The following is a 26,724-nucleotide window of genomic DNA, read 5'->3' as shown; positions in this document are numbered from 1 at the left end:
CTCGATCAGCAGGAGACCCCCTACTTCACGAGGACGCCCGCGTCGATCGGCATGGCGACGCCGGTGACGTACCGCGACTGCGGGCCGGTGAGGAACACAACGGCATTACTGACGTCGTCGACCTCGATGTACGGGACGTCGAGGACGTGCATCCCGCGCATGATCGGCTCGACCTGGTCGAGCGTGGGATTCTCCGCGTCGGGCAGGAAGAGTCGGTAGATCGCGTCGTTGAGGAGCATCGTGGTGTCGACGTTGGTCGGCAGCACCGCGTTCACCCGGATTCCGTCCGGCCCGAGCTCGTTGGCGAGGCTGCGCATGATTCCGAGTACTCCGTGCTTCGCCGCCGCGTAATGCGCATTGTTCGGCAGTCCTTTGAGGCCGGCGACCGAGCTGGTCAGCACGATGCTGCCACCGTCACCGGTAGCCCGAAGGTGCGGAACGGACGCCTTCACCGTGTTCCAGACTCCGGTGAGGTTGATGTCGATCATGTCCTTCCAGATCTCGTCAGTGAGATCGTCCACCGGGAAGCTGCCTGCGATTCCCGCGTTGGCGACGACGACATCGAGCCTGCCGAATTCCGAGACCCCGTCGGCGAGGATGGTCGCGACAGCGGCGGAATCGCGGACGTCGGCCTGCCGTGCGTAGATGCGACGACCCTGCGCCTCGACGAGACGCACAGTCTCGTCGAGGTCCTCGGGTTCGGCCATGGCGTACGGCGCGCCGCCGACCGGAGCGCACAAGTCGAGCGCGATGACGTCGCAGCCCTCTGCGGCCAGACGCATCGCATGATTCCTCCCCTGACCTCGTGCGGCTCCGGTGACGAAGGCGACTCTGTCGGACATACGCAACTCCTCTCCGGAGACGTTCTAGTATCTGACGACCGTCAGACGGTGGCAGGCTTGAAGTCCACGCTTTCGAGATCGGCCAACGGCTCGACCACTTCGCGTCCGACGCGCTCCAGGTACGCCTCGGTCTGGTCGGCGTCCATGCCCGGCCAGTGCGGACGTACCAGCAGCGGGCCGATCGGCAGACGTCCGGCGATGTCAGTGATCTGCTGCCGCACCTGCTCACCCGAGCCGAGAAGCACGTGGTCCTTCACGTTCTCGAGGAACTCGTTCTCGACCCGCTCCTTGTCGAGGAGACCCATGCCCTGACCGGCATACGAGACGTACTTGACGCGGGCCACGCTCGCGAAGTCATCAAGAGCCTGGTCGAAGGTATCGGCGATCTGCAGCTCACGACGCAGCGGAAGCTTGTTCAGGGGCAGGCCGAGCGCACGACGTTCGCCGACATAGAGGTCGACGAGATCGTCGAGTTGGTCGAGCGTCTGCTGAGGCGTGATGGTCCAGACATCGCCGTGGCGAGCTGCACGACGGACGCCCTGTTCCTTCATCGCGCCGAGCCAGATCGGCGGACGCGGCTTCTGGATCGGATGCAGGTGCGTCGGACGGTCCTCGATCTGCCAGAATTTTCCGTGGAAGGTGACCCGGTCCTGCGTCCACAACTGGGTCATCAGAGCGATCTGCTCTTCGAGCAGGCTGTACCGCTTCTTATAGAGGCGATCGAAGACCTCGTATTCGTGCTCGAGGTAGCCGGTGCCGATCCCGACCACGAGCTTGCCCCGCGTGATGACGTCGAGCGTTGCGAGGTCTTCGGCGAGTTGAACGGGATGATGCAGCGGACCGACGAGCACCGTGGTGCCGATCCGGACGTCGTCGTTCAGTTCTGCCGCCAGGCGAGCCAGTAACGGAATCGGCTGGAACCACCGGAAGTCCTGGTAGAGAAAGTGCTGCCCGATCGTCAGGTACTTGAAACCTGCACGTTGCGCCGCCTCGACCTTGCGGAGCATCAGATCCAGATGCTCTTCCGGAGGGGTCGAGACCGGCTGGTCTCCCATCAGGATTCCGAAGTCCACGTGATTCCTTTCCGAGCATGCCGGCAGAAGCCGACATAGTGGTGACCTGTCACACGATGACGCCCGTCTATGAGTGCCGTCTCATCACAAATGATAGTCGACCATGATCATGAATATCAATTATTACTGCACTGATCGACCAAACCGCTTCCCGGTAACTATGATAATGGTTAGGGTGATAACCGTCACCCCGTGAATGTCCTCAGGGAACGTCACTCACGACCGATCTCCTCCGAAAGGAAGACCCATGACTGAAACCCGTTCGACCGAGTCCGTCGACGCCATCGTGATCGGCGCCGGCTTCTCCGGCATCTACATGGTCCACCGCCTCCGCACACTCGGGCTCACCGTCCAAGGTTTCGAAGCCGGCGACGGCGTGGGCGGGACCTGGTTCTGGAACCGCTATCCCGGAGCTCGATGCGACGTCATCAGCATGGAGTACGCGTACACGTTCTCCCCCGAACTCATCGAGGAGTGGAACTGGACCGAGCGGTACCCGTCGCAGCCAGAGATCCTGCGCTACCTGAACTTCGCCGCAGACCGACTCGACGTCAAGCCGAGTTTTCGATTCAAGACGCGGGTCGTGTCCGCCTGGTTCGACGACGCGACCGACCAGTGGGTCACCACGACCGACTCGGGAGCCGTCACGCGGTCGAAGTACCTCGTGACCGCAGTCGGATGCCTGTCGACATCGATGACTCCCGACTTCCCCGGACTCAGCGAATACGCGGGCGAGGTCTACCACACCGCAGACTGGCCGGAGGGCGGCGTCGACTTCGCCGGCAAGCGCGTCGGGGTCATCGGCACCGGCTCCTCCGGCGTTCAGGTGATCCCTCTTGTCGCCGAGCAGGCTGCCCATCTGACGGTGTTCCAGCGGACCCCGGCCTTTAGCCTGGCCTGCGGGAACCGCCAACTCACCGACGACGAGGTGCGTGCGTTCAAGGACAACATCGACGATCACAAGGCGCGCTCGTACGCCAGCGGCACCGGGCAGTACACCGACACTCTCGAAGAGAGTGCCCTCGACCACACTCCCGAACAGCGGCAGGCGATCTACGAGGAGCGTTGGGGCCGCCACCGCGCGATCGATCTCATCGCGTGCTACCCGGACCTGTTCGCGAACCGGGACGCGAACGAGACGATCGCCGAGTTCTTCCGCGGCAAGATCCGCGAGACGATCACCGACCCGGAACTCGCCGAGCGCCTCTCGCCCCGGACCTATCCGCTCGGCGCCAAGCGCATCACGCTCGACACGAACTACTACCAGACGTACAACCGAGACGACGTCGACCTCGTCAGCCTGCGTGAACAGCCTCTCGAGACGTTCACCGCCACCGGGATCCGCACGGGCGGAGTCGATCACGAACTCGACGCAGTGGTCCTGGCCACGGGTTTCGATGCGATCACCGGCCCGCTGCTGAACATGGACATCCGCGGCCGGGGCGGCCGCTCGCTACAAGACAAGTGGGCTGACGGCCCGACGACCTACCTGGGCATCGCCGTCGACGAGTTCCCGAACATGTTCATGCTCACCGGTCCTGGCAGCCCGAACGTGCTGACCAACGTCGTGTGCGCGATCGAGCAGCACGTCGAATGGACCGGCGACTTCATCGCCGACATCGAGCGTCGCGGAACGTCGTGCGTCGAACCGACTGCCGAGGCAGCCCGCACGTGGACCGACGACGCCGCGGACCTCGCCAAGGACACGCTCTACCCCGAAGGCGAATCGTGGTACACCGGCGTCAACATTCCCGGAAAGCCACGGGTCATCATGTCGTACGTCGGCGGCCTCGACGTGTACCGACAGACGTGCGACGAGGTCGCTGCCGACGGCTACCGAGGATTCGTGAGCGCCTGATAATGCGACGACTCGACCCGCGGCCACAGAGACGACCACCGATCACAAGAGAATGGACAACCCGTGACTGACCACGCATCGCCCCTCGAACGCACTGTCCGGCTGATGGCCGACAACGAAGAGATCCGTGACGTCCTGATCCGATACGCGATGGCGATCGACGCCCGCGACTGGCGTTCACTGCACGACGTCTTCACCGCCGACGGCGTCGCGAACTACGGCGAACTCGCGGGCGTCCACGAGGGACCGGATGCCGTCGGCCAGGCCTGCCACCAGGCGCTGTCGGGTCTGGACGCCAGCCAGCACCTCATCACCAACATCACTGTCAGTCACAACGACGACGGCAGTGCATCCACCGTGTGCTACTTCCACGCGCAGCACTATCTCGTCGATCCGAACGGCGGCAACACGTATGTCATCGCGGGCACGTACCGGGACCGACTCACGCGGACCGACGCCGGCTGGCGAATCTCTTACCGCACGCTCGAGACCACGTGGACCGACGGCAACTCGGGCATCTTCGGACTCGCTCAGGCTCGGCTCGCCGAACGCGAGGCCAACGACTGACCCCTCCTCGATGAATGAGGCCCGCTCCGATCAACGTCTCGGGGCGGGCCTCGCTTTCACTTCTACGTCCGGTCTCTCCAGAACGCCTCGACGAGTCCCCGGGTCGAACTGTCCATCGCGTCGGTCGGCCCGCCGCCCGATGCGAGCGCGGGCGCCAGTTCGACGGCCGACGCCTTGCCCAGTTCGACGCCCCACTGGTCGAACGAGTCGATGCCCCACACCGCGCCCTGTACGAACACCTGATGTTCGTACAGCGCGATCAACTGCCCCAACGTCGACGGATCGAGTCGCGGCGCGAGGATCGTCGTCGACGGGCGATCGCCGGGCATCACCTTGTGCGGCGCGATGGCCGAGTCCACGCCGTCCGCGATGACTTCGGCCTTGGTCTTGCCGAACGCCAGCACCCGAGACTGCGCGAACATGTTGGCCGTCAGAACCTCGTGCATGCTCGTGGAACCGTCCGCGGAGACGAAGTCTTCGGCCGACTCCACGAAACCGATGAAGTCGGCAGGGACCAGTCGCGTCCCCTGATGAAGGAGTTGGTGGAACGCATGCTGCCCGTTGGTGCCTGCCTCGCCCCAGATCATCTCGCCGGTCGGCACGCCCACGGGACTCCCGTCACCGCGCACGGACTTTCCGTTCGACTCCATCGCCAGCTGCTGCAGGTACGCAGGTAGACGCGCGAGGTCGTTCGCATACGGCAGGACGGCGCGTGCATCGGCGTCGAGCACGCTCGCGTACCAGACGCTCAACAGACCGAGGATCACCGGCGCGTTCGACTGAATCGGCGCGGTCGCGAAATGGTCGTCCATCGTCCGGAATCCGTCGAGGAACTCTGCGAAGCGCTCACGACCGATCGCCGCCATCACCGAGAGTCCGACGGCCGACCCGACCGAGTACCGGCCGCCGACCCAGTCCCAGAATCCGAAGACGTTCGAGCACTCGACACCGAACTCCGCGACGAGCTGAGCATTCGTCGACACCGCGACGAAGTGCTGTGCGACTGCGTCTTCGCCGAGAGCGTCGACCAGCCAACGGCGTGCAGCGTGGGCGTTCGCCATGGTCTCGAAGGTCGAGAAGGTCTTCGACACGACGACGAACAGCGTCGTGGCTGGATCAAGATCGGCGAGCGTGGACAGAAGGTCAGCCGGATCGACGTTCGACACGAATCGAACGTCGGGGCCGTCGCAGTACGCGCGCAGTGCGCGATAGACCATGGCCGGGCCGAGGTCGGAGCCGCCGATCCCGATATTGACGACAGTGGAGATCGGGCGGCCGTCGGCCCCTCGCCAGGAGCCGTCGCGCACCCGGTCGGTGAATTCGCCCATCGCATCGAGGACGGTGTGCACGTCGGATACCACGTCATGCCCGTCGAGATACAACCGTTCGTCCCGCCTCTTGCGCAGCGCGGTGTGCAGGACGGGGCGATCTTCGGAGACGTTGATCCGATCGCCACGCAGCATCGCGTCCCGCTTCTCGAAGACGTGCGTCTCACGGGCAAGCAAGTGCAGCAGACGCATCGTCTCGCCGTTGATCCGATGCTTGCTGTAGTCGATGTACAGGTCACCCGCGGTGACCGTCATCGCGGTGCCGCGCGCCGGATCGGCAGCGAACAGGTCACGGATGCTGTGCCGGGCGATCGACGCGCGGTGCTCGGCCAGGGGCGCCCACGCGGAGGTGTCTGCGACGGTCATGTCAGAGTCCTCAATGCGGGCGCCAGGTCGCGTTCGAACAACTCGAGGAACCGACGCTGGTCATGGCCGGGCGCGTGGAACACGAGATGATTCAGTCCCGCGTCCACATACGGCTTGATCTGTGCGAGTGCGTCATCCGGGTTCGATGCGACGATCCACCGCTTGGCGATCTGCTCGATCGGCAGTGCGTCAGCGGCCGCCTCCATCTCGATCGGGTCGGAGATGCTGTGCTTCTGCTCCGGCGTCAGCGAGAGCGGCGCCCAGAACCGCGTGTTGTTCAGCGCGGCGTCCGGATCGGTGTCGTAGGACAGTTTGATCTCGATCATCCGGTCAACGTCGTCCACCGAGCGCTCGGCCTTGGCCGCCCCCTCCGCGACAGCAGGCATCAGTTTCTCGGTGTACAAGTCCATCCCTTTGCCTGAGGTGCAGATAAACCCGTCGCCCGCACGACCGGCATACCGTGCGACGACGGGGCCGCCCGCCGCGATGTAGACCGGGATCTCCCCCGACTCCGGGACGTCGTAGATCGACGCGCCCTTGGTCTTGTAGAACTCGCCGTCGAAGTCGACCCGATCGCCACGCCACAGTTGGCGCATCAACGTGATCGACTCCCGCAGACGAGCGAACCGCTCCTTGAACGCAGGCCACTCGCCGTCGAACCCGGTCGCGATCTCGTTGAGCGCTTCGCCCGTGCCGACGCCGAGCATCACCCGATCGGGATACAGGCAGCCCATCGTCGCGAACGCCTGAGCGATGACCGCCGGGTTGTACCGGAACGTCGGCGTCATCACGGACGTCCCCAACAGGATCCGATCGGTCCGTTCGCCGACGGCGGTCATCCACGAGATCGAGAACGGAGCGTGTCCGCCGTTGTGTCGCCACGGCTGGAAGTGGTCCGAGACGGTCGCCGAGTCCATTCCGCACTGTTCGGCTAGGACGGCGAGCTCGACGAGTTCTCGGGGAGCGAACTGCTCCGCCGACGCCTTGTATCCGAGTTTGATCATTCTGCTGCCTCCGGGTTCGTGTGCACTTGGTGTCCCCCGAACTGATTGCGTAGCGCCGCAACGGCCTTCATCGCAGGCGACTGGTCCTGCCTGGACCCGAACCGTGCGAAGAGCGCTGCGGCGATGACCGGAGTCGGCACGGCGTGACCGATCGCCTCCTCGACGGCCCACCGCCCCTCACCGGAGTCGTCGACGTATCCGGTGATCGCCCCGAGGTCGGGATCGTCAGCGAGTGCGCGGACCAGGAGTTCGAGTAGCCAGGACCGAACCACGGTGCCCGACTGCCACGCCGCCATGACTTCGTTCGGTGCAGTGATGAGCGGTTCTGCGGCGAGCAGCTCGTAGCCTTCCGCATAGGCCTGCATCAGGCCGTACTCGATACCGTTGTGCACCATTTTCGCGTAGTGCCCCGCACCGGTCGGTCCCGCATGCACGAATCCGCGCTCACGAGCGCCGTCCGGTCGCAGGCTGTCGAAGATCGGCATCGCGCGCTCGACATCGGCCAGGGCGCCGCCGACCATCAGGCCGTAGCCGTCGGTCGCGCCCCATATGCCGCCCGACACCCCGCAGTCGACGTATGCGATGCCGCGCGCACCGAGTGCGGCAGCGTGCGCCTGGTCGTCGGTGAAACGGGAGTTGCCTCCGTCGACGACGAGGTCACCGTCCGACAGCAGGTCGGCGAGCTGTTCGATGACCGCGTGGGTCGCATCTCCCGCGGGAACCATGGTCCAGACGAGGCGAGGACCGGCGAGCCGGTCGACGAGGTCGGTCAGCGAGTCGACGTCGCCGACACCGGGTGCCGCGTCATAACCGATCACCGTGTGCCCGCGCGCTTGCAGACGGTCACGCATGTTCGCGCCCATCCGACCGAGGCCGACCAGTCCGATCTCCAACGGGGACTCCCTTCACGAAGCTTCCCCGGAACTACACAGAAGAGAACCGAGGCTGCGCGAAATCGCGCATCGTATGCACGTAATAATGCAACCGGGTGGCTCATGTGTCAAGATTCACGCATGACTGAATCGGTAGCGCATCGCCGCGAGGCGCTCGATACGCGTCAGGAGGTGCTCGATGGCCGCTGACGACAGGCGCCGGGAGATCTTGCGCCGCCTGCAGATCGACAGCTATGTGGAGGCTGCCGCCCTGTCCCGAGATCTCGGGGTCGATGCGTCGACCATCCGCCGTGACCTCGACGCCCTCGCTCGATCCGGCCAGGCCGAACGCACGCACGGCGGCGCGCGCGGTACGGCGGGAGCGCCGAACGATATTCCGTACGCCGTCAAAGAAGGCGAACGCAGACGGGAGAAGCTGGCGATCGCGCGCGCGGCCGCGGCCGACGTGCGCGACGGTCAGACTGTCGTTCTCGACAGTGGATCGACCACCTATCAGATCGCCCTGGAACTCCGGCACCGGCAGGAGTTGACCATCATCACCAACGACCTCCGCATCGGGAAGTACACTGCGACGCTGCCCAACGTCCGCCTGCTCGTCACCGGTGGCGAACTGCTCGGTTCGGTGTACACGCTGGTCGGCGAGCGCGCAGTGGACTTCATGGCCGACTACTCCGCCGACTGGGCGTTCCTGGGAGCCGACGCTATCGACCCGACCGCAGGCATCACCAACACGAACACGCTCGAGATCAGCATCAAACGCGCGATGCTGCGCGCGGCAAGCACGTCGATCGTCGTCGCCGACAGCTCGAAGTTCGGTGAGCGCACGCTCGCGAAGGTCGCCGCCATCGACGAAGTCGATCGGATCATCACCGACCGCGAGCGGCCGATCGAACGCGTCGCCGAGTACGGACCTGCGCTCACCTTCGCCTGATCCGAGTCACCGCCTGATCCGAGTCACCGCCTGATCCGAGTCACCGTCTGACCCGAGTCACCGCCCGACCTGGCTCAGCCGAGCAGTTGGCCGTTCCGCCAGCCGATGTCCCACGTGATCGGACGCGCCAGCGCCTCGGGGAACTTCCGGGCCATGAACCGGGAGTACTCATCGATATGGTCGGTCATCGCAGCTTCCGACGCGTCGCCGTCGCGCAGTTTCAACGCGTCGAGGATCCGACGATGCGCCTTGAGGACGGCGTGGCGACGCCGTTCGTTGTAGTCGACACCGACCACGGTGCCGTCGAAGATGTCGAGCATCGCGTCGACGAGGAACCCGAAGAGAGAGTTCTGCGTGGCCCACGCCACTGAGTTGTGGAACTCCTTGTTGGTCTCCAGGAAGACCCCGAGATCGTCCAGATGGACCGCCATCCGATCCACCGAGACTTCCAGCTCGGTCATCGCATCGTCGGACATCCGGGAGGCCGCCAGCCTCGCGAGCAGTGGCTCGATCCCGCCGCGGGTCTCGGCGACGTTCGCGAACGGCGCGTTCTCGAACTGAAGGAGCAGCAGCATGGCGTTCGCGAGAGCCGACGAGTCCGGCTTCTCGATGGTCGGCCCACCGCCCGGCCCCGGTTTGAGCGACAACACGTTCTGCAATTCCAGGAACCGCAGCGCTTCGCGCAGCGTCCCACGACCCACTCCATAGGTCTCGAGCATCGCGCGCTCGGCCGGCAGTCGATCGCCCGCCGTCAGGCCGCGACGATCGATGTCCTGCACAATGCCGCGCGCGACGATCAGCGCGGCCTTCTCCGGTCGAGAACCTCCCCGGTGCAATGTCATCTGCGTTTCCTTTCCCGACGATGACGGTCAGTCGTATCGCCATCCACCCCTTCGCCTACCCGTTGACGATCGACCTGGGTAAACACCGGATATTTATGCTATCGATAATAATGGTCTAGCGGACTGTCTCCGTCATCGACGCGTCCTGAACGCATCGACCGCGTCTCGGTGCTCGTCGGTGCCGAACAGAAGCGCGGTCGCCTCGACCGACTCGGCGTAGCCAGATCCCGTGTCCCGGTTGAGGAATGCTTTCCCGACACGCACACCGAGCGGTGAATGCGCCGCGATCTCCCGAGCGGTCGCGAGGGCCCGATCGACGAGCTCGTCATCGTCGAAGGTCTCGATGACGAGGCCCGCCCGCTCCATGACGTCCGGGCCGACGGCACGGCCCGTCAACGACAGATACCGCGTCCAATGCCGACCGATCACGTCGGGCGCACGGATCACGCCGTATCCGGGCATCAGTCCGACGGTGACCTCCTTGAACGAGAACGACGCCGACCTGCCCGCGACGACGATGTCGCACGCCAACGCCAACTCGGTTCCGCCACCGAACGCGATGCCGTTGATCGCGCCGATCACCGGCACCGCGCACGTCTCCACGCTGTGGAACGCCTCGTACACGCGACGCAGATGCGGCCGCACGCGTGAGACGGCGCCGTCCAAGTCGGCGAACATGTCGATGTCGCCGCCCGCAGAGAATGCCCGTCCCTCCCCGGTGAGCACGACGGCCCGAACGTCCGACGAGTCACCGAGTTCCGCGGTGAGCGCTGTGAGTTCGGCGAACCACCGTTGGTCCATCGCATTGAGCTTGTCCGGTCGACACATCGTGACGAGCCGGACACCGTCTCCGACGTCCTCGATCCGGAATCGTTCGTAGTTCACGCCCGCACCTTCTCCCGATCCCACATGTCGACGGTCACGCCGTCGGCGCGCAACCGGTACTTCTCGACGCGCTGGCTGTGTGTCAACGGCAGTGCGTCCATCACTCGGACGTACCGCGGTCTCGCGAACGTGGTCAGACGCATGTCGATGCGACCGACGAGTTCTCCCGGATCGATCCGCGACCCAGGCGCTGGGACCACGGCGATCACCACGTCTTCCTCGGACAGCTCAGACGGCACTCCGTAAGCGGCGACTTGGACGACGTCCGGGTCGTCTGCGACGACTCGCTCGATCTCCCAGGACGAGATGTTCTCGCCACGTCGGCGGATCGTGTCCTTGACGCGGTCGACGAAAGTCAGGAACCCGTCGGCGTCGAATACGCCGCGGTCGCCGGTGTGGAACCACAGGTTCTGCCACGCCTGCACCGTCGCGTCGGAGCGCGCGTCATAGCCGTCAAACATCATCCCGGCCTTCTTTGGCCGGACGACGATCTCGCCGATCACGCCGGGGCCGACCGGCTCGTCGTACTCGTCGACGACGCGGACGTGATAGTTCACCGATTCTGTTCCCGCGGTCCCGACTCGCCGCCGCGCGGGCGGCATGTCGCACACGATCGACGTCTCGGTACTTCCGTATATCTCGGTGAGCTCGATGCCGAAGCGGGACTCGACCTCGTCGAAGATCTCCTTGGGGCACGGGGCGCCGAACGCGGCGCGTACGACGTGATCACGATCGTCGGTCCGTGGCTCCTGTTTGAACAGAATGCTCATCATCGCGCCCTGATAGTTGAACGCGGTGATCCGTTCGTCGCGACAGATGTCCCAGAATCGGGTCGCCGAGAACTTCCGGTGCATCACCACGTCCGCACCCGCTTCGATAGCCGACATCACCGAGCAGTATCGGGCGTTGGAGTGGTAGAGCGGGAACACGCTGTAGAGGCGATCGGCGCTCGTGTACTTCATGAGTCCGACGGTGTGGCGTGCCAGGTTGACGTTGGCACGATGGCTCAACAGCACACCTTTCGGCGGACCGGTGGTCCCGGACGTGTAGAGGATCACTGCCGTCGACCGCGGGTCGACGGCCGGCAGGTCTCGCGTCGGCGTCGCCATGAGATCAGCGAAGTCGTCCCGATCCCCCGCTGCCTCCCCGGCGACGACGACCTTCTCGATCGAATCGACGCGATCGGCGATGTCCCCGATCAGGGCGGCGAACTCGGCGTCGCAGATCACGACGCGGACGGCGGCGTGCTCGAGGCAGTATTCGAGGAGTGCCGGACCGGTGCCGGGATTCAACGGGACCTCCACGAGGCCTGCGCGCGCAATCGAGAACCAGGCGTGCAGTGCGGACACGGACGCCTTCATCACCACGCCGACACGATCGCCCGCACTCAAACCGAGCGCTCGGAGACCTGCCGCCCCGTGCGAGGCCGCGAGATCCAGTTCGGCTGTTGTCGTCCGGACGCCGTCGACGTCGATCGTCGACGCCCGGTCGGCGCACCGAGTCAACCAGTCCCCGATCGACGTGTCGGCGCCTTCGTCCACCATGGTCGGCGTCATCATCTGTCCTCTTCGTTCTGGGCCACTCGGGCCGGGCCGCCTCGCCCGTCACCGGCGAGCCTGCGTGAGTCGTGGCTGGCGACCGTCGATGTCGGAGTCACCTCGATGAGGAGACGTCCGGGGCTCGTCAGCAGTGCGATGAACTTCTCCGGGTGGTCGGGGGCGAGCCGAGCGGCAAGGAGGTCGAGTCGCTCGCCGAGCCCGCTGATGTCGCGGTGGATCTCCGCGGTGCCGGTTATCGACAGCATCTGGCGGCCCTGTGACCCGGTTCCGGTGCCCGACACGACGATCGACACGCGCGGGTCCCGCTCCACTCCGCGAACCTGGACGCGGCCTTGCACACTCGTGATCCAGAAGCGGTCGTCGTCGACGGCGAAACTGAGCACCACTGCGGCGGGTCCTCCGTCCTCGTCGAGGAAGCAGAACGTGCATTCGGTTTGTTCGGCGAGCAGCGCAGCCTTCGCTTCGGAGGTCAGCCGCGCACCAGACAGTCGCTCGATGTCCTTGGTTCCGGGCTTGTCCATGGTGGTCACTCCTGGGTCCTCATCCGTGTCCTGTTGTCGCATCACGTCGTGTGACGTCGATGCCCTACTTCTCGAGTGCTGTCTCCCCCAGGACCGCGTGCACCGCCGCCGTGTCTGCGTCTGCCGCGGCACCGGTCCAGACGGTCTTCCCTCGGGTGATGACGGAGACCTGATCGGCGACGCGGAGTCCGGCGTCGGCATTCTGCTCGACGATCAGCACGGCGATGCCCCGGTCGGCGATCTCGCGGACCTTCGTCATCACCGAGTCGACCATCGTCGGTGCCAGTCCCATCGACGGCTCGTCCATCAGAATCACTGTGGGCTGCGACATCACCGCTCGCCCGAACGCGAGCATCTGCTGTTCGCCGCCGCTGAGCAGACCTGCCTGCTGCCCCTTGCGGTCGGAGAGGATCGGGAACTGCTCGTAGACTTCGGCCATCGTCGCCTCGACCTCCGCACGCGACGCGCGGTAGCCGCCGATTCGAAGGTTCTCTTCGACGGTGAGCGTGGCGAAGACGCGACGGCCTTCCGGGACCAACACCAATCGGTTGCGCACCATCTTGTGCGCACGACTGCCTGTCAGATCTGCCCCGTCGACGAGCACGGATCCGGCCTTGGGCTTGTGATATCCGGCGACTGCACGCAGGGTCGTCGACTTCCCGGCGCCGTTGGCTCCGAGCACCAGGGTGACCTCCCCGACCTCCGCCCGGAGCGAGACTCCTTGAACGGCGTTGACCGCGCCGTAGCTGACATGCAGATCGTTGACCTCAAGCATCCTTGGCCTGCTTTCCGAGATAGGACTCGCGGACAGCCTCGTCAGCGACGACGGCCTCCGGCTCGCCCTGCGCGATCAGTTCTCCCTGGTTCATACCGAAGAGGTAGTCGCAGACATCGACCATCATCTGAACGTCGTGCTCGACGAGGAGCTGAGTGAGTCCCTCCTGCTGCAGGGTGCGCATGAGTTCGCTGACCTCGTCACGCTCGTCGGTGTTCATGCCCGCCGTCGGCTCGTCGAGCAACAGCAGTCGGGGTCTGCTCACGATCGCGCGAGCGATCTCGACCCGGCGCTGCATGCCGTACGACAGTTCGCTCGGCCGCATCCGCTGCACCGCTGTGACGCCGACGCGCTCCATGACCTCGTCGACCGACGACATGAGCTCACGTCTCCTGCTGCGCAATGCGGTGTCCACGCCGAGCTGGACGTTGTCGCGGACTGTGCGGTCGTCGATGAGACGCACCGTCTGGAAAGTCCGGGCCACCCCCAGGTGAGCCACCTGATGGGGCCGCACCTTGGTGAAGTCCTCACCGTCGAACCTCATCTGCCCGCGGGTCAGCGGATTGAGCCGGGTGATCGCGCCCAGAAGCGTCGACTTCCCGGATCCGTTCGAGCCCATGATCCCGTAGATGCGTCCCTGATCGAGACTGATCGACACCCCGTCGACGGCTTTGACTCCGCCGAAATGCACTGCGATGTCGGTCAGTTCGAGGAGCGGCGGTCGATTGTCGCTGCTGGTCATGACTCCACCTTCGTCATATCGGGTCGGACGGGCTCGACTCCGGTATCGCGCACGTCCCGCGTTCGAATCCGATGCCACAGGTCGCGGAGGACACCCAGGACGCCGTTCGGCAGGAACAGAGCCGCAAGCACCACGATGACTCCGTAGATGAACTCCTCCCATTCGCTGACGAACGAGACGAGTGTCGGGAGCCAGACGAACACGACCGATCCGATGACCACGCCGAACCACGATCGCGTGCCGCCGACGACGATCACCGTCAACGCCAAGACGACGAGATGGAAGTTCACTTCGGCAGGGGTGATCGTGCTCCGCAGCAGGGTGGTAATGCCGCCCGCAAGGCCGCCGACGAGACCCGACGCCAGGAAGCTGAGTTTCCGGTATCGCGCGACGTTGATTCCCATCGCGTTCGCGAGTTCCGGGTCTTCGCGCACTGCGTCGATCCGACGGCCGAGACCACGCGACTCGGTGAGCTGAGCAATCGCGATGACGAGGATCGTGACGACGAGGATCGACTCGAAGGTCAGGTCACCGAGAGCGCCGAACAGTCCGGCAGCTCCGCCCGTGAGCTCGCCGCCGTTGACTGCCACCACGGCCACGATCAGGGTGAATGCGATAGTCGCCATGCCCAGGTACAGACCGTTCAGCTTGTGAATGATCAGGCCGAGCAGATAGACGACCACGCCGGGAATCACCATCCCGAGGACGATCGAGGGGAAGGTACCCCATCCGAGGTGGAGCATCGCGGCGGCCGCGGTGTAGCCGCCGATTCCGAATGCACCGATGCCTGCGAACGAGAACACTCCCATGCGCATCGGAATCTGGATGCTCAGTGCCATCAGCAGGGTCGTGAGCGTCTGCTGGAGCAGAACCGTGTTGGAGTAGTACCAGTCGCTCATGTGCGTCTCACTTCCTTGGTTCCGAAGATGCCCTGAGGTCGGAACAGGAGCACCAGGAAGATCAGTCCGAATGACACCGCGTCCACCCAGGTTCCGAGTTCGAACTGGATCATCAGCGTCTCCGCGGCCGCCAGGATGTAGGCGCCGAGGACCGCGCCGCCCATCGATCCGAGACCGCCGAGGACGATGATCGCGAACGCCTTGATCAGCAACGGATCTCCCGATTCGGGGGCGATCGCCCCGAGTTGCAGGGTCAGAAGGGCTCCGGCGAGACCGGCGAGGCCACCCGCGACAGCCATGGTTCCCAGCGCCAGCGCCCCACGGTTGACACCCATGCCCTCGCTGGTCTCCTGGTCGACACCGATCGCCCGCAAGGCCAGACCCTGCCGGGACTTCCGGAGCCACACCGTGAGCCCGACGCCGATGCCGATCGCGGCGATCAGGATGATGACGGTCGTCGTGGTCAGACGCAGGCCCGCGAACTCGTAGACCGACGCCTCATAGCCGGTGTCGAATCCGAACGGACTCGAGCCGCTGACTCGTTGGGCGATCGCGATCGGGATCGACGAGACGCCGATGCCTGCGATGATGATCCGGAGCTCGGTCGTCCGGTGGTTGGTCCCGTCGCCCACGATCTTCTGGAACACCAACAACTGCGTGAGCAGCGACAGTGCCGCACCGACGGCGATCGCGATGATCAGGATCACCGGGAGAGGCAGAGCCACTTCTTTCGTGACGATGTGCGCCACGAGCACCGAGAACACGAATGTCGCACCGTGTGCGAAATTCAGGATCCCGATGGTGCCCCACGCCAGCGCCATGCCGAGTGCGAACAAGAGGTACACCGACCCCAGCGTCGCTGCGTTCAGAATTTCCTGCATGTCGGACTTCCTCTGTGTACGTCTGCGTGTCGACAGACTGTGTCCGGTGCCCGGCCGATCTCGTTCATCGGAGGAGGTGTTCCTTTCCGTCCTGCCACTTGACGACCACACCCGGAACACGCATGTCGTTTCCGTCGAAGGTGATGTCGCCCATCGCGCCTGCGAACCCTTGTGACGCGACCTGTGCGAGACCCTTCTGAACGCCGTCACGCGAGGAGTCGTTCGATGCCTTGATTCCGCGCGCGATCCACCAGAGCGCGTCGAAGCCTTCGGCGGCGTACGGATCGGGAGCCTCGCCGTACTCTTTGGCGAACGCGTCCACGAAGGCCTTCGACTCGGGGGTGTCCATCGATGCCGAGAAGTCGACCGGGTAGACGAGGCCGTCGGCAGCCGGACCAGCAGGAGCGATCATTCCTGCGCTCTGGTTGGTGGAACCCAATACCTGTCCGGTGTATCCGGCCTGTCGCAGTTGCTTCATGAAGGTGACCGACTGCGGCGCCGTGAGGAGCATGACGACCGCCTGTGGCTTCGCTGCCGCGATCCGCTGCGCCTGACTGGTGAAGTCGAGGGTCGTCGACTGCACTTCGACTCGCTGATCGATCGACAGCCCGTACTTCTTCTGATCGGGTGTGATGACGTCCTCGACGAGACTGGCATACGTGGGCAACGTGCCGTTGTAGATCAGGGACAGCTTCGTGAAGTCGTTCTCGGCCAGCCATTTGTCGCCGGCACTGTAGTAAGTCTCCATCGGAGCGGTGGCCCGGAACGTGTAGTCGCCGGTGACGACGCCCGGCGAACCGGATTGGGTGAACACGGTCGGCACCTTGCGCTGGTTGACGAGCGGAGCGACCGCGGCGGCCTGCTGGCCGAGTGTGGGCCCGAGGATCGCGGACACGTCGTTGTCCGCCATCGCCTTCGTCATGTCACTGACGGCGCGCTCGATCTCTCCCGCAGGATCGGATTGCGCGAGGTCGATGACCACACCGTCGCCGAGGTAACCCTGGTCGTTGATCTGCTCGACGGCCAGCCGCGCACCCTGACTCGCACTGATGCCCGCGTAGCCGACCGGACCGCTCTGGTCATTGACCGCCGCGACGGTGATCTCTTTCGCTATGCCCTGGCCGCTCTGTTGAGCTCCGCCTCGCCCCTGACCGCATGCGGTCACGGCGAGAAGACTCGACATGGCGATAGCGGTGAGCGCAATTCCTGTTCGTACATGCTTCACTGGTGCCACACATCTCTCGTGATATTGGACCGAACGTATTCGTCGTGCTCGGAGATGCGACTCAGTTGACGAGCGATTCCTCGCCGCCACGCCACTCGACCATCGCACCGGTCACCCGCATGTCGTTGCCGTCGAACGTCAGGTCGCCCATCGCTCCGGTGAATCCTTCGCCTGCGACCTGTGCGAGGCCCTTCTGAACGCCATCGCGCGACGAGTCGTTCGATGCCTTGATTCCGCGCGCGATCCACCAGATCGCGTCGAAGCCCTCAGCCGCGTAGGTATCCGGAGACTCGCCGAACTTGTCGGTGAACGCCTTCGTGAACTCCTTCGAGGTGTCGCCGTCCATCGCCGCCGAGAAGTCGACGGGGTAGACGAGACCGTCGGCCGCGGCGCCCGCGGACGCGGCGTTGCCCGATCCCTGCACCGACGTGCCGACGATCTGTCCCTGGTAGCCGGCCTGACGCAACTGCTTCATGAAGGTCACGGCCTGGGACGCGATCAGCATCATGACCACCGCCGGCGGGTTCGCCTGAGCGATCTGTTGCGCCTGGCCGGTGAAGTCCTGAGTCGTCGACTGCACTTCGAGTGACTGACCGATCTTGACGCCCGCCGCCGCGGCCTCCTTCGGGAACACAGTCTTGCCGAGGTTCGCGAACGTCGGATAGGTCGCGTTGTAGATCACCGAGACGTCCTTATGGCCGTTCTCGCTGAGCCACTTCGCCGCGATGTCGTAGTAACTCTCCATCGGAGCCGTCGCTCGGAAGGTGTAGTCGTTGACGACGACCCCCTCGGCGCCCGACTGCGTGAACACGGTCGGCACCTTTCGCTGACCGACCAGCGGGGCGACCGCCGCGGCCTGCTGGGCCATTGTCGGACCGAGGACCGCGGAGACCTCGCCGTTGCCCATGGTCTTCGTCATCTCGCTCACCGCGCGGTCGATCTCGCCCGCGGTGTCGACCTGCTCGAGCGACATAGTCACCCCGTCACCGAGGAAGCCCTGATCGTTGATCTGCTCGATCGCCAGCTCGGCGCCCTTGCTGGCGCCGACACCCGCGTAGGCCACCGGGCCGGTCTGGTCGTTGACTGCCGCGATCGTGATGTTCTCGGCGATCCCCTGCCCGCTCTGCTGAGCGCCTCCCCCGCCTCCGCCGCACGCACTCACTGTGAGCACAGCGACCGCGACCACCGCGGTCAACGCAGTCTTCGTCGTTCTGATCTTCATCATCGAGGTTCCTTTTCAACGTGTCCGGAATCGAGGGGTCGGCGCCGACAGGCCGACCGGGACAGGAGGTGACGATCCGAGGGAGCGTCGCTATTCCATGATCATAGTAAATATGATTATCACCACTGTGTCAACGGTCACCCACTTATCGGACGGCCGCTCCCGCATCCACCGGGAAGGGCACCCCGGTCACGTACCGGGCCTCGTCGCTCGACAGGAACAGCACTGCGTTGCTGATGTCCATCGACTCGACCCACGGCACCTGCAACGCGTTGAGCGAGACGAAGCCCTCACGCACGTCGTCGACCGTCGGCTCGGTGACGTCCGGAGCGAACATCGCGTATGTGCCCGGGTTGTGGATCATCGTCGTGTCGACGTTCGTCGGATGCACGGTGTTGACTCGGATCCCGTACGGCGCGAGCTCGTTCGCCAGGTTCCGCATCAGACCGACGATGCCGTGCTTGGCCGAGACGTAATGCGCGACGTTCTGAATCCCCTTCAGTCCGCCGATCGACGACGTGAACACCATCGAGCCGCCGTTGCCCGCGGCGATCATCGGTTCGATCGCGACCTTGGCCGTGTGGAACACACCCGTCAGGTTCACGTCGATCATGTCCCGCCACTCGTCGGCGGTCAGCTCCCACGATTTGGCGAACGATGCGATGCCCGCGTTCGCGACCACCGTGTCGACGTGGCCGAACTCCTCGAGCCCGGCCGTGAACGCTGACTGCAGCGCATCGAAGTCACGGACATCGGCGACCTCGGCGACCATTCGACGGCCCGTCTTCTCGACGAGACGTCGCGTCTCGTCGAGGTCCTCAGGCGTCGCGAGCGAGTACGTCGACACCGAGTCGATGTCGGCGCAGATGTCGACACCGACGATGTCCGCGCCTTCCTCTGCCAGGCGCACCGCGTGACTGCGTCCCTGTCCGCGCGCGACACCCGTGATGAAAGCGACCTTGCCTTGCATGCGATTTCCCATAATCAATCCTCCATTCGGTGTTCGGGTCGACGTTCGACCCGCGTGGTCAAGAGATCGGCGCACCCGCGAGCTCGTGTCCGATCAGATAGGCGAGCGTGATACCTCGCCCCAGCGCGATGCCGGAGTTGTACGCGGTGCCCGTCGTGGTCAACGCCGCGACAGAGCCCGCGGCGTACAGTCCGCGGATCGGCGTATCTGCGCCGTCGAGCACCCGGCCGTCACCGTCGATGTGCACGCCGGAGGTTCCGATCCCGGTGCCGACGAAGCGCAGGCGGATCCCGAAGAACGGCGCCTGTTCGATGGGGCCGAGGACCGGCGACGGCGTGTTGTCCGGATCGCCCGCGAACCGGTTGACGTAGTCGACACTGCCGCGACCGAAGTCCGGATCGGCGCCGTCGCGAGCGAATCCGCTGAACCGCTGCGCAGTCTTCGCCAGTTCCACACCGTCGATGCCGAGTTGCTCGCCGAGTTCGGCGAGCGTCGCGCCCTCCTGCACCCACCCCTCCGGATAGTCGCCGCCGGGCGGCGTCGCGGCCAGGCCGTACTTGCGGCGGTGCTGGTCGTCCCAGATCAGGAAGAAGGGCAGGTGACGGTCGCCGGGATCCAAGGTCTTGCGGCAGATGTCGACCCAGTACGAGTCGTTGCAGTATCGACGTCCGGTCCGGTCGACGATCATCGAGTGCGGCATCGCGTACTCCGGGCCGTAGCCGAAGCCGGTTCCGACCTGCGACCGCCAGCCGGGCAGGATCGGGGTCGCGTTCGCGGGAATCCGTGCGAGTTCTCCGCCGACTGACTGTGCGAGGCGGAGTCCGTCACCGCGGATCGACTCCGGCGCAACCGAACCCCAGTCCTCGGAGTCGAGTCCCAGGATGTCCGAGACGGCTTCCGGATCCCAGTCGTACGTGCTGGTCGCGAGCACGACGGGGCCGCGAAGCGTGACCTCGCCGTCGGGGCTCTGCGCGCGCACGCCGGTGACTGCGCCGTCATCGTCTTGCAGGAGTGCGGTGACGCGATGCTCCAGCCGGATATCGATAGCCAGCTCGGCGAGGACTCGCCGCAGGAACGACGCGACCACTCCCGTGCCGTACGTCAGCGGATCGCCGTCGGCCGGACCGTCGAACCCGTTGTCGTCGGCGAGGCCGAACGCGGGAAGTCCGGCGTGCGAGTGTTTCGCAGACTCGGCCTCACGCCCCTCGTCGTCGACGTAGGTCGCTCGTCGCCCCTTCTCCAGCAACTCGCGATAGGTCGTGCCGACCGGGAAGTACGGGCTGTACCGCAGTTTGTCCCGCCACTCCCCGAGGACCGATCCATCGATCACCTCGTTGGTGAGATACCGCCCCTGCGGCAGCGCCCCGTCGGCCTCGTTGTGATAGTCGGCGAGCCCGGGAATCATCGTCCAGCGGATCGCGCCGAGCTCCTCGAAGTACTCGATCGCTCCCGGCGAGGTCTGCAGCCACCTCGTCAACGCGGCCTCGTCGAGCACCTCGGGAGCGAGATGCCGTGCGACGTCACGGATGTAGGTCTCGGTGAGTTCGAGCGAATCGTCGGTGACGCCTTCGCGGCGGGCGACGTGGTTGGCGCCGCACCAGATCTGTCCGCCCGAGTAGGCCGCCGCTCCGCCGACGAGCTCCGCCGCTTCGAGGACGATGGCCGCGCGCCCGTTCGTCGCGCTCGTCAATGCCGTCGCCAGGCCCGAGAGCCCGCCGCCGACCACGATGATCGGTCCCGTGTTGTCCGGTCCCGTGTTGTCCGGTTCAGTTGTGCCCGCTTCAGTTGTTCCCATTGTCTATTCCTCCTGATCAGGTCCAGTCGCCTCGCTCTCCACCTGGCCCACAAAGCAGCGGTGAGCGACCCCTCGGTCCGGAACAGACAGAGGAGACGCTCACCGAGCAGTTGGTCAGGCAGTGACGACGATCAGACTTCGAAGCCGTCCATCTGGGGAGTGGTCATCGGAGTGATGACACGTTCAGAGATCTTCCAGCCATCTGACGTGCGGATGTACTTGTCACGGTTGAGTGCGATCGCCTTGATCGCGGCGCCATTGTTCATCTCGGCCTCCGCGAACACGTAGTTCGTACCGTGTGCGTGATCGTCGTCGTCGAAGTCGACGATGTGGTTGGTCAAGATGTGCGCGCCACGTGCCACTGCCGCCGCGTCGGCGACGAAGAACGCGTGGATGGCGTCGTATCCTTCGTAACGCTCCAGTCCGACGGCCGTCGCGTCCCACACACTGTCCGAAGCGAAGGCCGATGAGGCTTCGTCCGGGTCGGCGAGATCGAGACCGCGCGCGTACAGATTGGTGGCACGCACGATGTCGTTGATGTCGTCTGCTCGCATGTCTGTCCTTTCAGGTGATCGCGGTCGGATCACAGGTCGTACATGATGACGCCGCGGATGTTCTTGCCCTCCCGCATGTCGGCGACGGCCTCGTTGATCTGCTCGAGTTCGTAGGTCTTGGTGACCAGTTCGTCGAGCTTGAACTCGCCGCGGCGGTACATGTCGGCGATCAGCGGGATGTCACGGCGGGCGTTGGTCGAGCCGTACAGTGTGCCTTGCAGTCGCTTGCCGCTCATTGCGAATGTGAACAGGTCGAAGGGGACGTCGCGCTGGGTGACCGGCGCGGCCGACGTGAGCACCAGGGTCCCGCCGCGGCACACCATCTCCTGCGCCGGATTGAGCAGTTCGCCGTAGGCGACGTCGACGGTGATGAGTACCTTGTCCGCCCCTTGCCCGTTGGTGATGTCGGAGACCATCTCGGCGGCCTGTTCCAGGTTGTTCGCCGTGTGGGTGGCGCCGAACTTCTTGGCCTGATCGCGTTTGTACTCGATCGGGTCGACCGCGATGATCGTCTTCGCACCCTTGTGCAGGGCTCCCTGCACCGCGTTCATGCCGACGCCGCCGGTGCCGATGACGACGACCGTCTCACCGAGTTGAACGTCCGCGGCATAGACCGACGAACCCCATCCGGTCGGCACGCCGCAGCCGATGAGCGCCGCTTTGTCCAGCGGAATGTCCTTGCCGATCTTCACGCACGAGTCGATGTTGACCACGACGTACGGCGAGAACGTTCCGAGGTACGAGAACGGTCCGACGCCTTGACCCCGAGCATGGACGCGGTAGGTGCCGTCGGGCGCGTATCCGCCGAGAACACCTGCGCCCATCGTGCACAGGTTGGTCAGACCGACGTTGCACTTCTCGCAGTGCCCGCAGGCCGGCATGAACGACAGGACCACATGGTCCCCGACCTCGAAGTCGGTGACGTGCGGACCGACTTCTTCGATGATGCCCGCGCCCTCGTGACCGCCGATGATCGGCGCCCAGTCGAGCGGGATGTCACCGGTGTCGACGTGGTCGTCACTGTGACAGATTCCTGATGCCGCGAGCTTCACCTTCACTTCTCGGCTCTTCGGAGCATCGATCTCGATCTCTTCGACGCTCCAGCCCGATCGAGTTCCGGGCTCCCAGATCAGCGCACCCATTGTCTTCATCAAGTTCTCCTCAGAGTCGCTCGTCGCCGATTCCCGGCGCGATGTATGCCACTGCACAGGCATCACGTGATTGCCGTCTCGTGATGCTAATCACGCTAACCATTATCATGATAGAAGTAAAGAGTGACTAGCCAAGAATCATCCAAGGATGACTGAGAGTTCAGGTTCCACGCAGGTGAGAGCGGTTTACGAAGCATCCGGATCACCCAAGAGCCGCTCGGCATCGACGTACGGAGCTGCCGCGACTGTCGCCTTCTGCCTTCTCATCGTCGGTTCGAACGTCCCCGGCCCTCTGCTCCCGATCTACCGCGACCAACTCGACCTGAGCGCCTTCACAGTCACCGCGCTGTTCGCCGCGTACCTGGTCGGGCTCGTCGCGACGTTCACCGTCGTGGCCCGCACGCGGCTGCCCGCGTACGCCACCCGAATGCTCCCGATCGCCGTCGCCGTGTGTTTCCTCGGTGACGTCGCCTTGCTCGTAGGCAACCACTCCGTCGCCTGGCTGTTCGCGGGCCGCGTCCTCGTCGGCATCTCCGTCGGGTTGGGAACCGGCGCGGCCGCGACCATCGTCCTCGCGACCCGGGGTGAACGCGGGCGCGCTATCGCCGCGACTGGGACGCTGCTCGGATCCTTCCTCGGACTCCTCCTCGCAGCCGTCGTGGCCGACACGCTGCCCGGCCCGACGACGACCGTCTACTACTTCCACCTCGCGCTGTTGGCGTCCGCGATCGTCGCGCTGGCGGCGACTCACGCAAGAGCAAGGAGTGCCGTCGCCCTCCTCATCCGAGGCCGCCCCGACGACGAACCGGTGACAGCCGACGTGGTCGAGCCTGCCGGACTCCCGACGACGGGCGCTCGCGCGCCTCAGCCGCACCCACCGCGCGTCCGACTCGCGGGATTCGCACTCGGGACCGCAGGGTGGGCCATCGGCGGGGTCGTCGTCGGACTACTCCCCACAGTCGTCACCGACATGACGGGATCCGGGTCGATCATCATGACCTCACTCGGCCCGATCGTGCTCATCGGAGTCGCCTGTATCGCGCCTCGAATCGTCAGATCTCTGCGGCCACCCCTGAGTGCGAGTGCGATCGGGGCAGGCGCAGTCCTGTGCTTCGTCGGCGTCTGGACCACCAGCCTGCCGACGATCCTCGCAGGCTGTGTGGTGTGGGGCGTAGGACAGGGCTTCGCCTATGCGAGCGGGCTGCGGATCGTGACCGCCTCGCTGAAACCGGTCGATCAGGGACGTATCGCATCGCAGTACGCGTCGATCGCCTACGGGTTCACCAGCGTTCTCGCCGTGTCCACCGGCTCGATCGTGAGCGCAGCCGGAATGGTCGCCGGTCTCGGATTCGCGGCCGTCGTCTTCGTCGCGATGAGCATCGCCACGATCACCCTCGGCTACGGCAGATGGCCCGACTGACCGGCCGCACTCGGTGACGAGCGCGCGGCCGGTCAGACTCGCCTGCAATCAGATCCGGGTAGCGAGCAGACTAGCGTCACGGGTGTCTCGACGCTGATGCTCCGATGACGACGGTGCGGCGCACCCGTACAAGATGTCGCCGTTGGCCCCGCCGACAGCGCACGCGAATACCCCTGTGTCGAAACGCTTCTCGTCGAGGATTTCGCCACCTTCGGCGACGCGAACGACCCGCTGGTTGAGCGCATCAGCGACCCAGATCGTGCCGGCGTCACCGATGCAGATGCCGTCCGGAGCGACCTGAGAAGCCGCCATTGCATCACGCACCGAGGTCCGCGGAACCTCCGGACCGAACGCTGCCCAGACCCGTCTGCGGGTCAATGTTCCGGCCTGGTCGAGATCGAAGGCGGTGAGTCGGTTCCCCATGCTCTCAGCGACGACGAACGTGCGGACGTCGTCGTCGGGCGAACCCAGAATCACCGAGCCGTTCGGGAAGAGCAGGTCGTCGGCAGCGACTCGCGACGACCCGTCCGGAGCCACGTGGAGCAGCACCGCCGACTCCACGTATGAGCGGGAACGGAACTCGAAACCGAACGTCGAGATGAACGCGTGGCCGCGTTCGTCCACGGTCATGTCGTTGAGCTTGCCGGTCGCGAGCTGCGAGACGTCGGCGTGCTCGGACACCGAACTCGGATCATTCACGTCGTCGCGGACGAGAATCCTCCCGTCGACCATGGACACGATCAGCAGTCGACCGTCCGGCAGCCACCCGAGCCCCGACGGCTGATCGTCCATCGTCACCTCGAGACGCACATCGTCGCCGTCGCCGATCGAGAGCACCTCGTGGGCGTACAGGTCGGAGACCCAGAGCCGGCCCTCGCGCCACCGTGGGCACTCGAGAAAGGCACGTCCGTCCAGCACGGTCGTGACCGAGGACTCGTTCGTCATCATTTCTCCTCACTAGCGTTCACGGCCCCACGAAGGGGCCGACCTACGGTAATCATGCACATAGTCTCAGTCACTCCACAATCTCACATGTGATCGTTGACACTCTCGCGTTTCATACTTATGATGTGCATGAATACCCTCCCAGTCGATCGACGAGAAGGCGAGCTCAGATGAGTTTGGACGAAGCGACCGCAGCATTCCTCGCGCAAGCGGCCGAGGGCGGCGGCAAGCCCCTGTACGAGATGACACCGGACGAAGTCCGCGCGATGAACGACGGCTTCATCGAACTGTACGGCCCAGGCCCCGACATGGCGTCAGTCGAGAACCTGACTGTCGCGGCGGGCGATGGCCATCAGATCCCGGTGCGTGTCCTCGCACCCTCCGAGAACCCACGCGGCGTGCTGGTCTACTACCACGGCGGCGGATGGGTGGTCGGCAGCCCTGACCAGTTCGACACGCTTGCACGCCAACTCGCAGCAGGCACCGGGTGCACAGTGGTGCTCCCCGACTACCGCCTCGCACCCGAGAACGTCTACCCCACCGCAGCGAATGACGCGTGGGACGTCCTCACGTGGACCGCTGAGCGTTTCGCCGGGCTCCCGCTCATCGTCGGCGGTGACAGTTCTGGCGGCAACCTCGCGGCGGTCGTCGCACAACAGGCGGTACGCGAAGGCGGCCCCGACGTCTCATTCCAGGCACTCGTCTATCCGGTCGCCGACAGTGACACCGAGAACGCGACCTACCTCGATCCGGCCAACCAGTTGATGCTCGACAAGAAGGCGATGGACTGGTTCTGGGAGCTGTACACCCCGGATCCGACCACTCGCTCGAATCCGAACGTCTCCCCGCTGCAGGGCGACGTCGCGGGCACGCCGCCCGCCGTCATCGTGATCGCCGAACACGATGTGCTCCGCGGTGAGTGTGAGGCGTACGCCGCCAAGCTCGAAGCGGCAGGCGTACCCGTTCAGGCGCGCACGTTCAGCGGCCAGATGCACGGGTTCTTCCAGTTCGTCAACATCCTTCCCGGGTCTGCCGCCGGCATCGCGTACGTCTGCGACACCGTGTCCGCCCACCTCGATTCGCTGTAAGAGAGGACGCAATCGTGTTCCGTGTAACTGTCAGCTACAACCATCCTGAGAATCCCGAGCAGTTCCTCGAGCACTACCGCACGGTCCATGCTCCGCTGACCGCGACGATGCCCGGCGCGAAGTTCGAATGGGGCGTCTGCGAGACCCTCGACGGGACCACACCCGAGCACTTCGTCGTCGGCGTCCTGACATTCGACTCGAAGGAGGCTGCGATCGCAGGCCTGTCCTCGTCCGAAGGGCAGGCGGGCACCGCCGACATGGCCAACTTCGCGGGTGCGGGCGCCGTGGTCGACATGCACGAGGTGAACGCTGCCTGACCTCCCTGCGCGATCGGATCCATTCCGGCAGCAGCGACTCCCTCCCAGAACCGGCCGACTACTGAGTTCAG

At 65.0% G+C, this 26,724-nt stretch carries 26 protein-coding genes; 6 read left to right on the top strand and 20 right to left on the bottom strand.

Annotated elements, in window-relative coordinates; genetic code table 11:
• Positions 1 to 20: 20 nt before the first annotated feature.
• Together L5G32_RS07885 and L5G32_RS07880 are read right to left on the bottom strand one after the other, a co-directional pair.
• Positions 21 to 842: a mycofactocin-coupled SDR family oxidoreductase gene (locus L5G32_RS07885; protein WP_237010477.1), complete on the bottom strand. Its 822-nt coding sequence runs from the start codon at positions 840 to 842 to the stop codon at positions 21 to 23.
• Positions 843 to 883: 41 nt separating this feature from the next.
• On the bottom strand, positions 884 to 1,915 hold the full coding sequence (locus tag L5G32_RS07880; protein WP_237010476.1) for an LLM class flavin-dependent oxidoreductase: 1,032 nt from the start codon (positions 1,913 to 1,915) through the stop codon (positions 884 to 886).
• 247 nt (positions 1,916 to 2,162) lie between these two features.
• Between L5G32_RS07880 and L5G32_RS07875 the strand changes: the two genes are divergently transcribed.
• Together L5G32_RS07875 and L5G32_RS07870 are read left to right on the top strand one after the other, a co-directional pair.
• Positions 2,163 to 3,773: a flavin-containing monooxygenase gene (locus L5G32_RS07875; protein WP_237010475.1), complete on the top strand. Its 1,611-nt coding sequence runs from the start codon at positions 2,163 to 2,165 to the stop codon at positions 3,771 to 3,773.
• A gap of 63 nt (positions 3,774 to 3,836) precedes the next feature.
• Complete coding sequence (locus L5G32_RS07870; protein ID WP_237010474.1) at positions 3,837 to 4,340, top strand: nuclear transport factor 2 family protein; 504 nt, start codon at positions 3,837 to 3,839, stop codon at positions 4,338 to 4,340.
• A gap of 62 nt (positions 4,341 to 4,402) precedes the next feature.
• Here L5G32_RS07870 and pgi read toward each other — a convergent pair whose 3' ends face one another.
• Genes pgi through gnd form a run of 3 tightly spaced genes read right to left on the bottom strand, consistent with a single transcriptional unit; the run spans position 4,403 to position 7,931 of the window.
• Positions 4,403 to 6,034: a glucose-6-phosphate isomerase gene (pgi, locus tag L5G32_RS07865; RefSeq protein ID WP_237010473.1), complete on the bottom strand. Its 1,632-nt coding sequence runs from the start codon at positions 6,032 to 6,034 to the stop codon at positions 4,403 to 4,405.
• On the bottom strand, positions 6,031 to 7,038 hold the full coding sequence (gene fgd / locus L5G32_RS07860; protein ID WP_237010472.1) for a glucose-6-phosphate dehydrogenase (coenzyme-F420): 1,008 nt from the start codon (positions 7,036 to 7,038) through the stop codon (positions 6,031 to 6,033). Before fgd ends, pgi begins: the two co-directional genes overlap by 4 nt.
• Complete coding sequence (gene gnd, locus L5G32_RS07855) at positions 7,035 to 7,931, bottom strand: phosphogluconate dehydrogenase (NAD(+)-dependent, decarboxylating) (protein WP_237010471.1); 897 nt, start codon at positions 7,929 to 7,931, stop codon at positions 7,035 to 7,037. The genes fgd and gnd overlap by 4 nt, the downstream gene beginning before the upstream one ends.
• Before the next feature lie 178 nt (positions 7,932 to 8,109).
• On the opposite strand from gnd, the gene L5G32_RS07850 reads away from it, so the two are divergent.
• On the top strand, positions 8,110 to 8,862 hold the full coding sequence (locus L5G32_RS07850; RefSeq protein ID WP_237010470.1) for a DeoR/GlpR family DNA-binding transcription regulator: 753 nt from the start codon (positions 8,110 to 8,112) through the stop codon (positions 8,860 to 8,862).
• A 74-nt stretch (positions 8,863 to 8,936) separates the two neighbouring features.
• Here the strand turns inward: L5G32_RS07850 and L5G32_RS07845 are convergent, their stop codons facing one another.
• The 14 genes from L5G32_RS07845 to L5G32_RS07780 form a co-directional block, all read right to left on the bottom strand.
• On the bottom strand, positions 8,937 to 9,704 hold the full coding sequence (locus L5G32_RS07845; protein WP_237010469.1) for a FadR/GntR family transcriptional regulator: 768 nt from the start codon (positions 9,702 to 9,704) through the stop codon (positions 8,937 to 8,939).
• A 132-nt stretch (positions 9,705 to 9,836) separates the two neighbouring features.
• On the bottom strand, positions 9,837 to 10,589 hold the full coding sequence (locus L5G32_RS07840) for an enoyl-CoA hydratase/isomerase family protein (protein WP_237010468.1): 753 nt from the start codon (positions 10,587 to 10,589) through the stop codon (positions 9,837 to 9,839).
• Positions 10,586 to 12,148 carry an AMP-binding protein gene (locus L5G32_RS07835; protein WP_237010467.1) on the bottom strand — a complete coding sequence of 521 codons (1,563 nt, stop codon included), beginning with the start codon at positions 12,146 to 12,148 and terminating at the stop codon, positions 10,586 to 10,588. Before L5G32_RS07835 ends, L5G32_RS07840 begins: the two co-directional genes overlap by 4 nt.
• Entirely contained in the window at positions 12,145 to 12,669 is a 525-nt protein-coding gene (locus tag L5G32_RS07830) for a pyridoxamine 5'-phosphate oxidase family protein (RefSeq protein ID WP_237010630.1), read from the bottom strand. Before L5G32_RS07830 ends, L5G32_RS07835 begins: the two co-directional genes overlap by 4 nt.
• Before the next feature lie 64 nt (positions 12,670 to 12,733).
• Positions 12,734 to 13,444, bottom strand: a complete 711-nt coding sequence (locus L5G32_RS07825) for an ABC transporter ATP-binding protein (RefSeq protein ID WP_237010466.1) — start codon at positions 13,442 to 13,444, stop codon at positions 12,734 to 12,736.
• Positions 13,437 to 14,186: an ABC transporter ATP-binding protein gene (locus L5G32_RS07820; RefSeq protein WP_237010465.1), complete on the bottom strand. Its 750-nt coding sequence runs from the start codon at positions 14,184 to 14,186 to the stop codon at positions 13,437 to 13,439. The genes L5G32_RS07825 and L5G32_RS07820 overlap by 8 nt, the downstream gene beginning before the upstream one ends.
• Positions 14,183 to 15,085 (bottom strand): branched-chain amino acid ABC transporter permease, encoded by a 903-nt coding sequence (locus L5G32_RS07815; RefSeq protein WP_237010464.1) that lies wholly within the window; start codon positions 15,083 to 15,085, stop codon positions 14,183 to 14,185. Before L5G32_RS07815 ends, L5G32_RS07820 begins: the two co-directional genes overlap by 4 nt.
• A complete protein-coding gene (locus L5G32_RS07810; protein WP_237010463.1) occupies positions 15,082 to 15,966 on the bottom strand; it encodes a branched-chain amino acid ABC transporter permease in 885 nt (294 codons plus the stop codon). The genes L5G32_RS07815 and L5G32_RS07810 overlap by 4 nt, the downstream gene beginning before the upstream one ends.
• 64 nt (positions 15,967 to 16,030) lie before the next feature.
• Entirely contained in the window at positions 16,031 to 17,191 is a 1,161-nt protein-coding gene (locus tag L5G32_RS07805; RefSeq protein WP_237010462.1) for an ABC transporter substrate-binding protein, read from the bottom strand.
• Between the two features lie 61 nt (positions 17,192 to 17,252).
• Positions 17,253 to 18,416: an ABC transporter substrate-binding protein gene (locus L5G32_RS07800; protein WP_237010461.1), complete on the bottom strand. Its 1,164-nt coding sequence runs from the start codon at positions 18,414 to 18,416 to the stop codon at positions 17,253 to 17,255.
• Positions 18,417 to 18,558: 142 nt separating this feature from the next.
• Positions 18,559 to 19,395: a mycofactocin-coupled SDR family oxidoreductase gene (locus L5G32_RS07795; RefSeq protein WP_237010460.1), complete on the bottom strand. Its 837-nt coding sequence runs from the start codon at positions 19,393 to 19,395 to the stop codon at positions 18,559 to 18,561.
• 46 nt (positions 19,396 to 19,441) lie between these two features.
• Entirely contained in the window at positions 19,442 to 21,178 is a 1,737-nt protein-coding gene (locus tag L5G32_RS07790) for an FAD-dependent oxidoreductase (protein ID WP_237010459.1), read from the bottom strand.
• 131 nt (positions 21,179 to 21,309) lie between these two features.
• The gene (locus L5G32_RS07785; RefSeq protein ID WP_237010458.1) at positions 21,310 to 21,732 is read right to left on the bottom strand and encodes a nuclear transport factor 2 family protein; all 423 of its coding nucleotides are present in this window, start codon (positions 21,730 to 21,732) and stop codon (positions 21,310 to 21,312) included.
• A gap of 29 nt (positions 21,733 to 21,761) precedes the next feature.
• Positions 21,762 to 22,883, bottom strand: coding sequence for an NDMA-dependent alcohol dehydrogenase (locus L5G32_RS07780; RefSeq protein ID WP_237010457.1), 1,122 nt, complete (start codon positions 22,881 to 22,883; stop codon positions 21,762 to 21,764).
• A gap of 148 nt (positions 22,884 to 23,031) precedes the next feature.
• Here L5G32_RS07780 and L5G32_RS07775 point away from each other — a divergent pair, with 148 nt between their 5' ends.
• On the top strand, positions 23,032 to 24,303 hold the full coding sequence (locus L5G32_RS07775) for an MFS transporter (protein ID WP_237010456.1): 1,272 nt from the start codon (positions 23,032 to 23,034) through the stop codon (positions 24,301 to 24,303).
• A gap of 48 nt (positions 24,304 to 24,351) precedes the next feature.
• Here the strand turns inward: L5G32_RS07775 and L5G32_RS07770 are convergent, their stop codons facing one another.
• Positions 24,352 to 25,248: an SMP-30/gluconolactonase/LRE family protein gene (locus L5G32_RS07770; RefSeq protein ID WP_237010455.1), complete on the bottom strand. Its 897-nt coding sequence runs from the start codon at positions 25,246 to 25,248 to the stop codon at positions 24,352 to 24,354.
• Between the two features lie 170 nt (positions 25,249 to 25,418).
• Here L5G32_RS07770 and L5G32_RS07765 point away from each other — a divergent pair, with 170 nt between their 5' ends.
• Together L5G32_RS07765 and L5G32_RS07760 are read left to right on the top strand one after the other, a co-directional pair.
• A complete protein-coding gene (locus L5G32_RS07765; protein WP_237010454.1) occupies positions 25,419 to 26,336 on the top strand; it encodes an alpha/beta hydrolase in 918 nt (305 codons plus the stop codon).
• Positions 26,337 to 26,350: 14 nt separating this feature from the next.
• Positions 26,351 to 26,653, top strand: coding sequence for an EthD family reductase (locus L5G32_RS07760; RefSeq protein ID WP_237010453.1), 303 nt, complete (start codon positions 26,351 to 26,353; stop codon positions 26,651 to 26,653).
• The last annotated feature ends 71 nt before the right edge of the window (positions 26,654 to 26,724 follow it).

Source organism: Gordonia zhenghanii, from assembly GCF_021738965.1.
GTDB lineage: Bacteria > Actinomycetota > Actinomycetes > Mycobacteriales > Mycobacteriaceae > Gordonia > Gordonia zhenghanii.
Note: the sequence above shows the minus strand (reverse complement) of the source record. Positions and strands in the feature narration are given on the sequence as shown.

Excerpts from the sequence above, each read along its gene's own strand:
- L5G32_RS07785 (WP_237010458.1), bottom strand. The coding sequence starts at position 21,732 with ATGCGAGCAGACGACATCAACGACATCGTGCGTGCCACCAATCTGTAC.
- pgi (WP_237010473.1), bottom strand. The coding sequence starts at position 6,034 with ATGACCGTCGCAGACACCTCCGCGTGGGCGCCCCTGGCCGAGCACCGC.
- L5G32_RS07850 (WP_237010470.1), top strand. The coding sequence starts at position 8,110 with ATGGCCGCTGACGACAGGCGCCGGGAGATCTTGCGCCGCCTGCAGATC.
- L5G32_RS07780 (WP_237010457.1), bottom strand. The coding sequence starts at position 22,883 with ATGAAGACAATGGGTGCGCTGATCTGGGAGCCCGGAACTCGATCGGGC.
- L5G32_RS07845 (WP_237010469.1), bottom strand. The coding sequence starts at position 9,704 with ATGACATTGCACCGGGGAGGTTCTCGACCGGAGAAGGCCGCGCTGATC.
- L5G32_RS07835 (WP_237010467.1), bottom strand. The coding sequence starts at position 12,148 with ATGATGACGCCGACCATGGTGGACGAAGGCGCCGACACGTCGATCGGG.
- fgd (WP_237010472.1), bottom strand. The coding sequence starts at position 7,038 with ATGATCAAACTCGGATACAAGGCGTCGGCGGAGCAGTTCGCTCCCCGA.
- L5G32_RS07765 (WP_237010454.1), top strand. The coding sequence starts at position 25,419 with ATGAGTTTGGACGAAGCGACCGCAGCATTCCTCGCGCAAGCGGCCGAG.
- L5G32_RS07800 (WP_237010461.1), bottom strand. The coding sequence starts at position 18,416 with ATGATGAAGATCAGAACGACGAAGACTGCGTTGACCGCGGTGGTCGCG.
- L5G32_RS07810 (WP_237010463.1), bottom strand. The coding sequence starts at position 15,966 with ATGCAGGAAATTCTGAACGCAGCGACGCTGGGGTCGGTGTACCTCTTG.
- L5G32_RS07825 (WP_237010466.1), bottom strand. The coding sequence starts at position 13,444 with ATGCTTGAGGTCAACGATCTGCATGTCAGCTACGGCGCGGTCAACGCC.
- L5G32_RS07815 (WP_237010464.1), bottom strand. The coding sequence starts at position 15,085 with ATGAGCGACTGGTACTACTCCAACACGGTTCTGCTCCAGCAGACGCTC.
- L5G32_RS07775 (WP_237010456.1), top strand. The coding sequence starts at position 23,032 with ATGACTGAGAGTTCAGGTTCCACGCAGGTGAGAGCGGTTTACGAAGCA.
- L5G32_RS07875 (WP_237010475.1), top strand. The coding sequence starts at position 2,163 with ATGACTGAAACCCGTTCGACCGAGTCCGTCGACGCCATCGTGATCGGC.
- L5G32_RS07795 (WP_237010460.1), bottom strand. The coding sequence starts at position 19,395 with ATGGGAAATCGCATGCAAGGCAAGGTCGCTTTCATCACGGGTGTCGCG.
- L5G32_RS07770 (WP_237010455.1), bottom strand. The coding sequence starts at position 25,248 with ATGACGAACGAGTCCTCGGTCACGACCGTGCTGGACGGACGTGCCTTT.
- L5G32_RS07790 (WP_237010459.1), bottom strand. The coding sequence starts at position 21,178 with ATGGGAACAACTGAAGCGGGCACAACTGAACCGGACAACACGGGACCG.
- L5G32_RS07820 (WP_237010465.1), bottom strand. The coding sequence starts at position 14,186 with ATGACCAGCAGCGACAATCGACCGCCGCTCCTCGAACTGACCGACATC.
- L5G32_RS07885 (WP_237010477.1), bottom strand. The coding sequence starts at position 842 with ATGTCCGACAGAGTCGCCTTCGTCACCGGAGCCGCACGAGGTCAGGGG.
- L5G32_RS07830 (WP_237010630.1), bottom strand. The coding sequence starts at position 12,669 with ATGGACAAGCCCGGAACCAAGGACATCGAGCGACTGTCTGGTGCGCGG.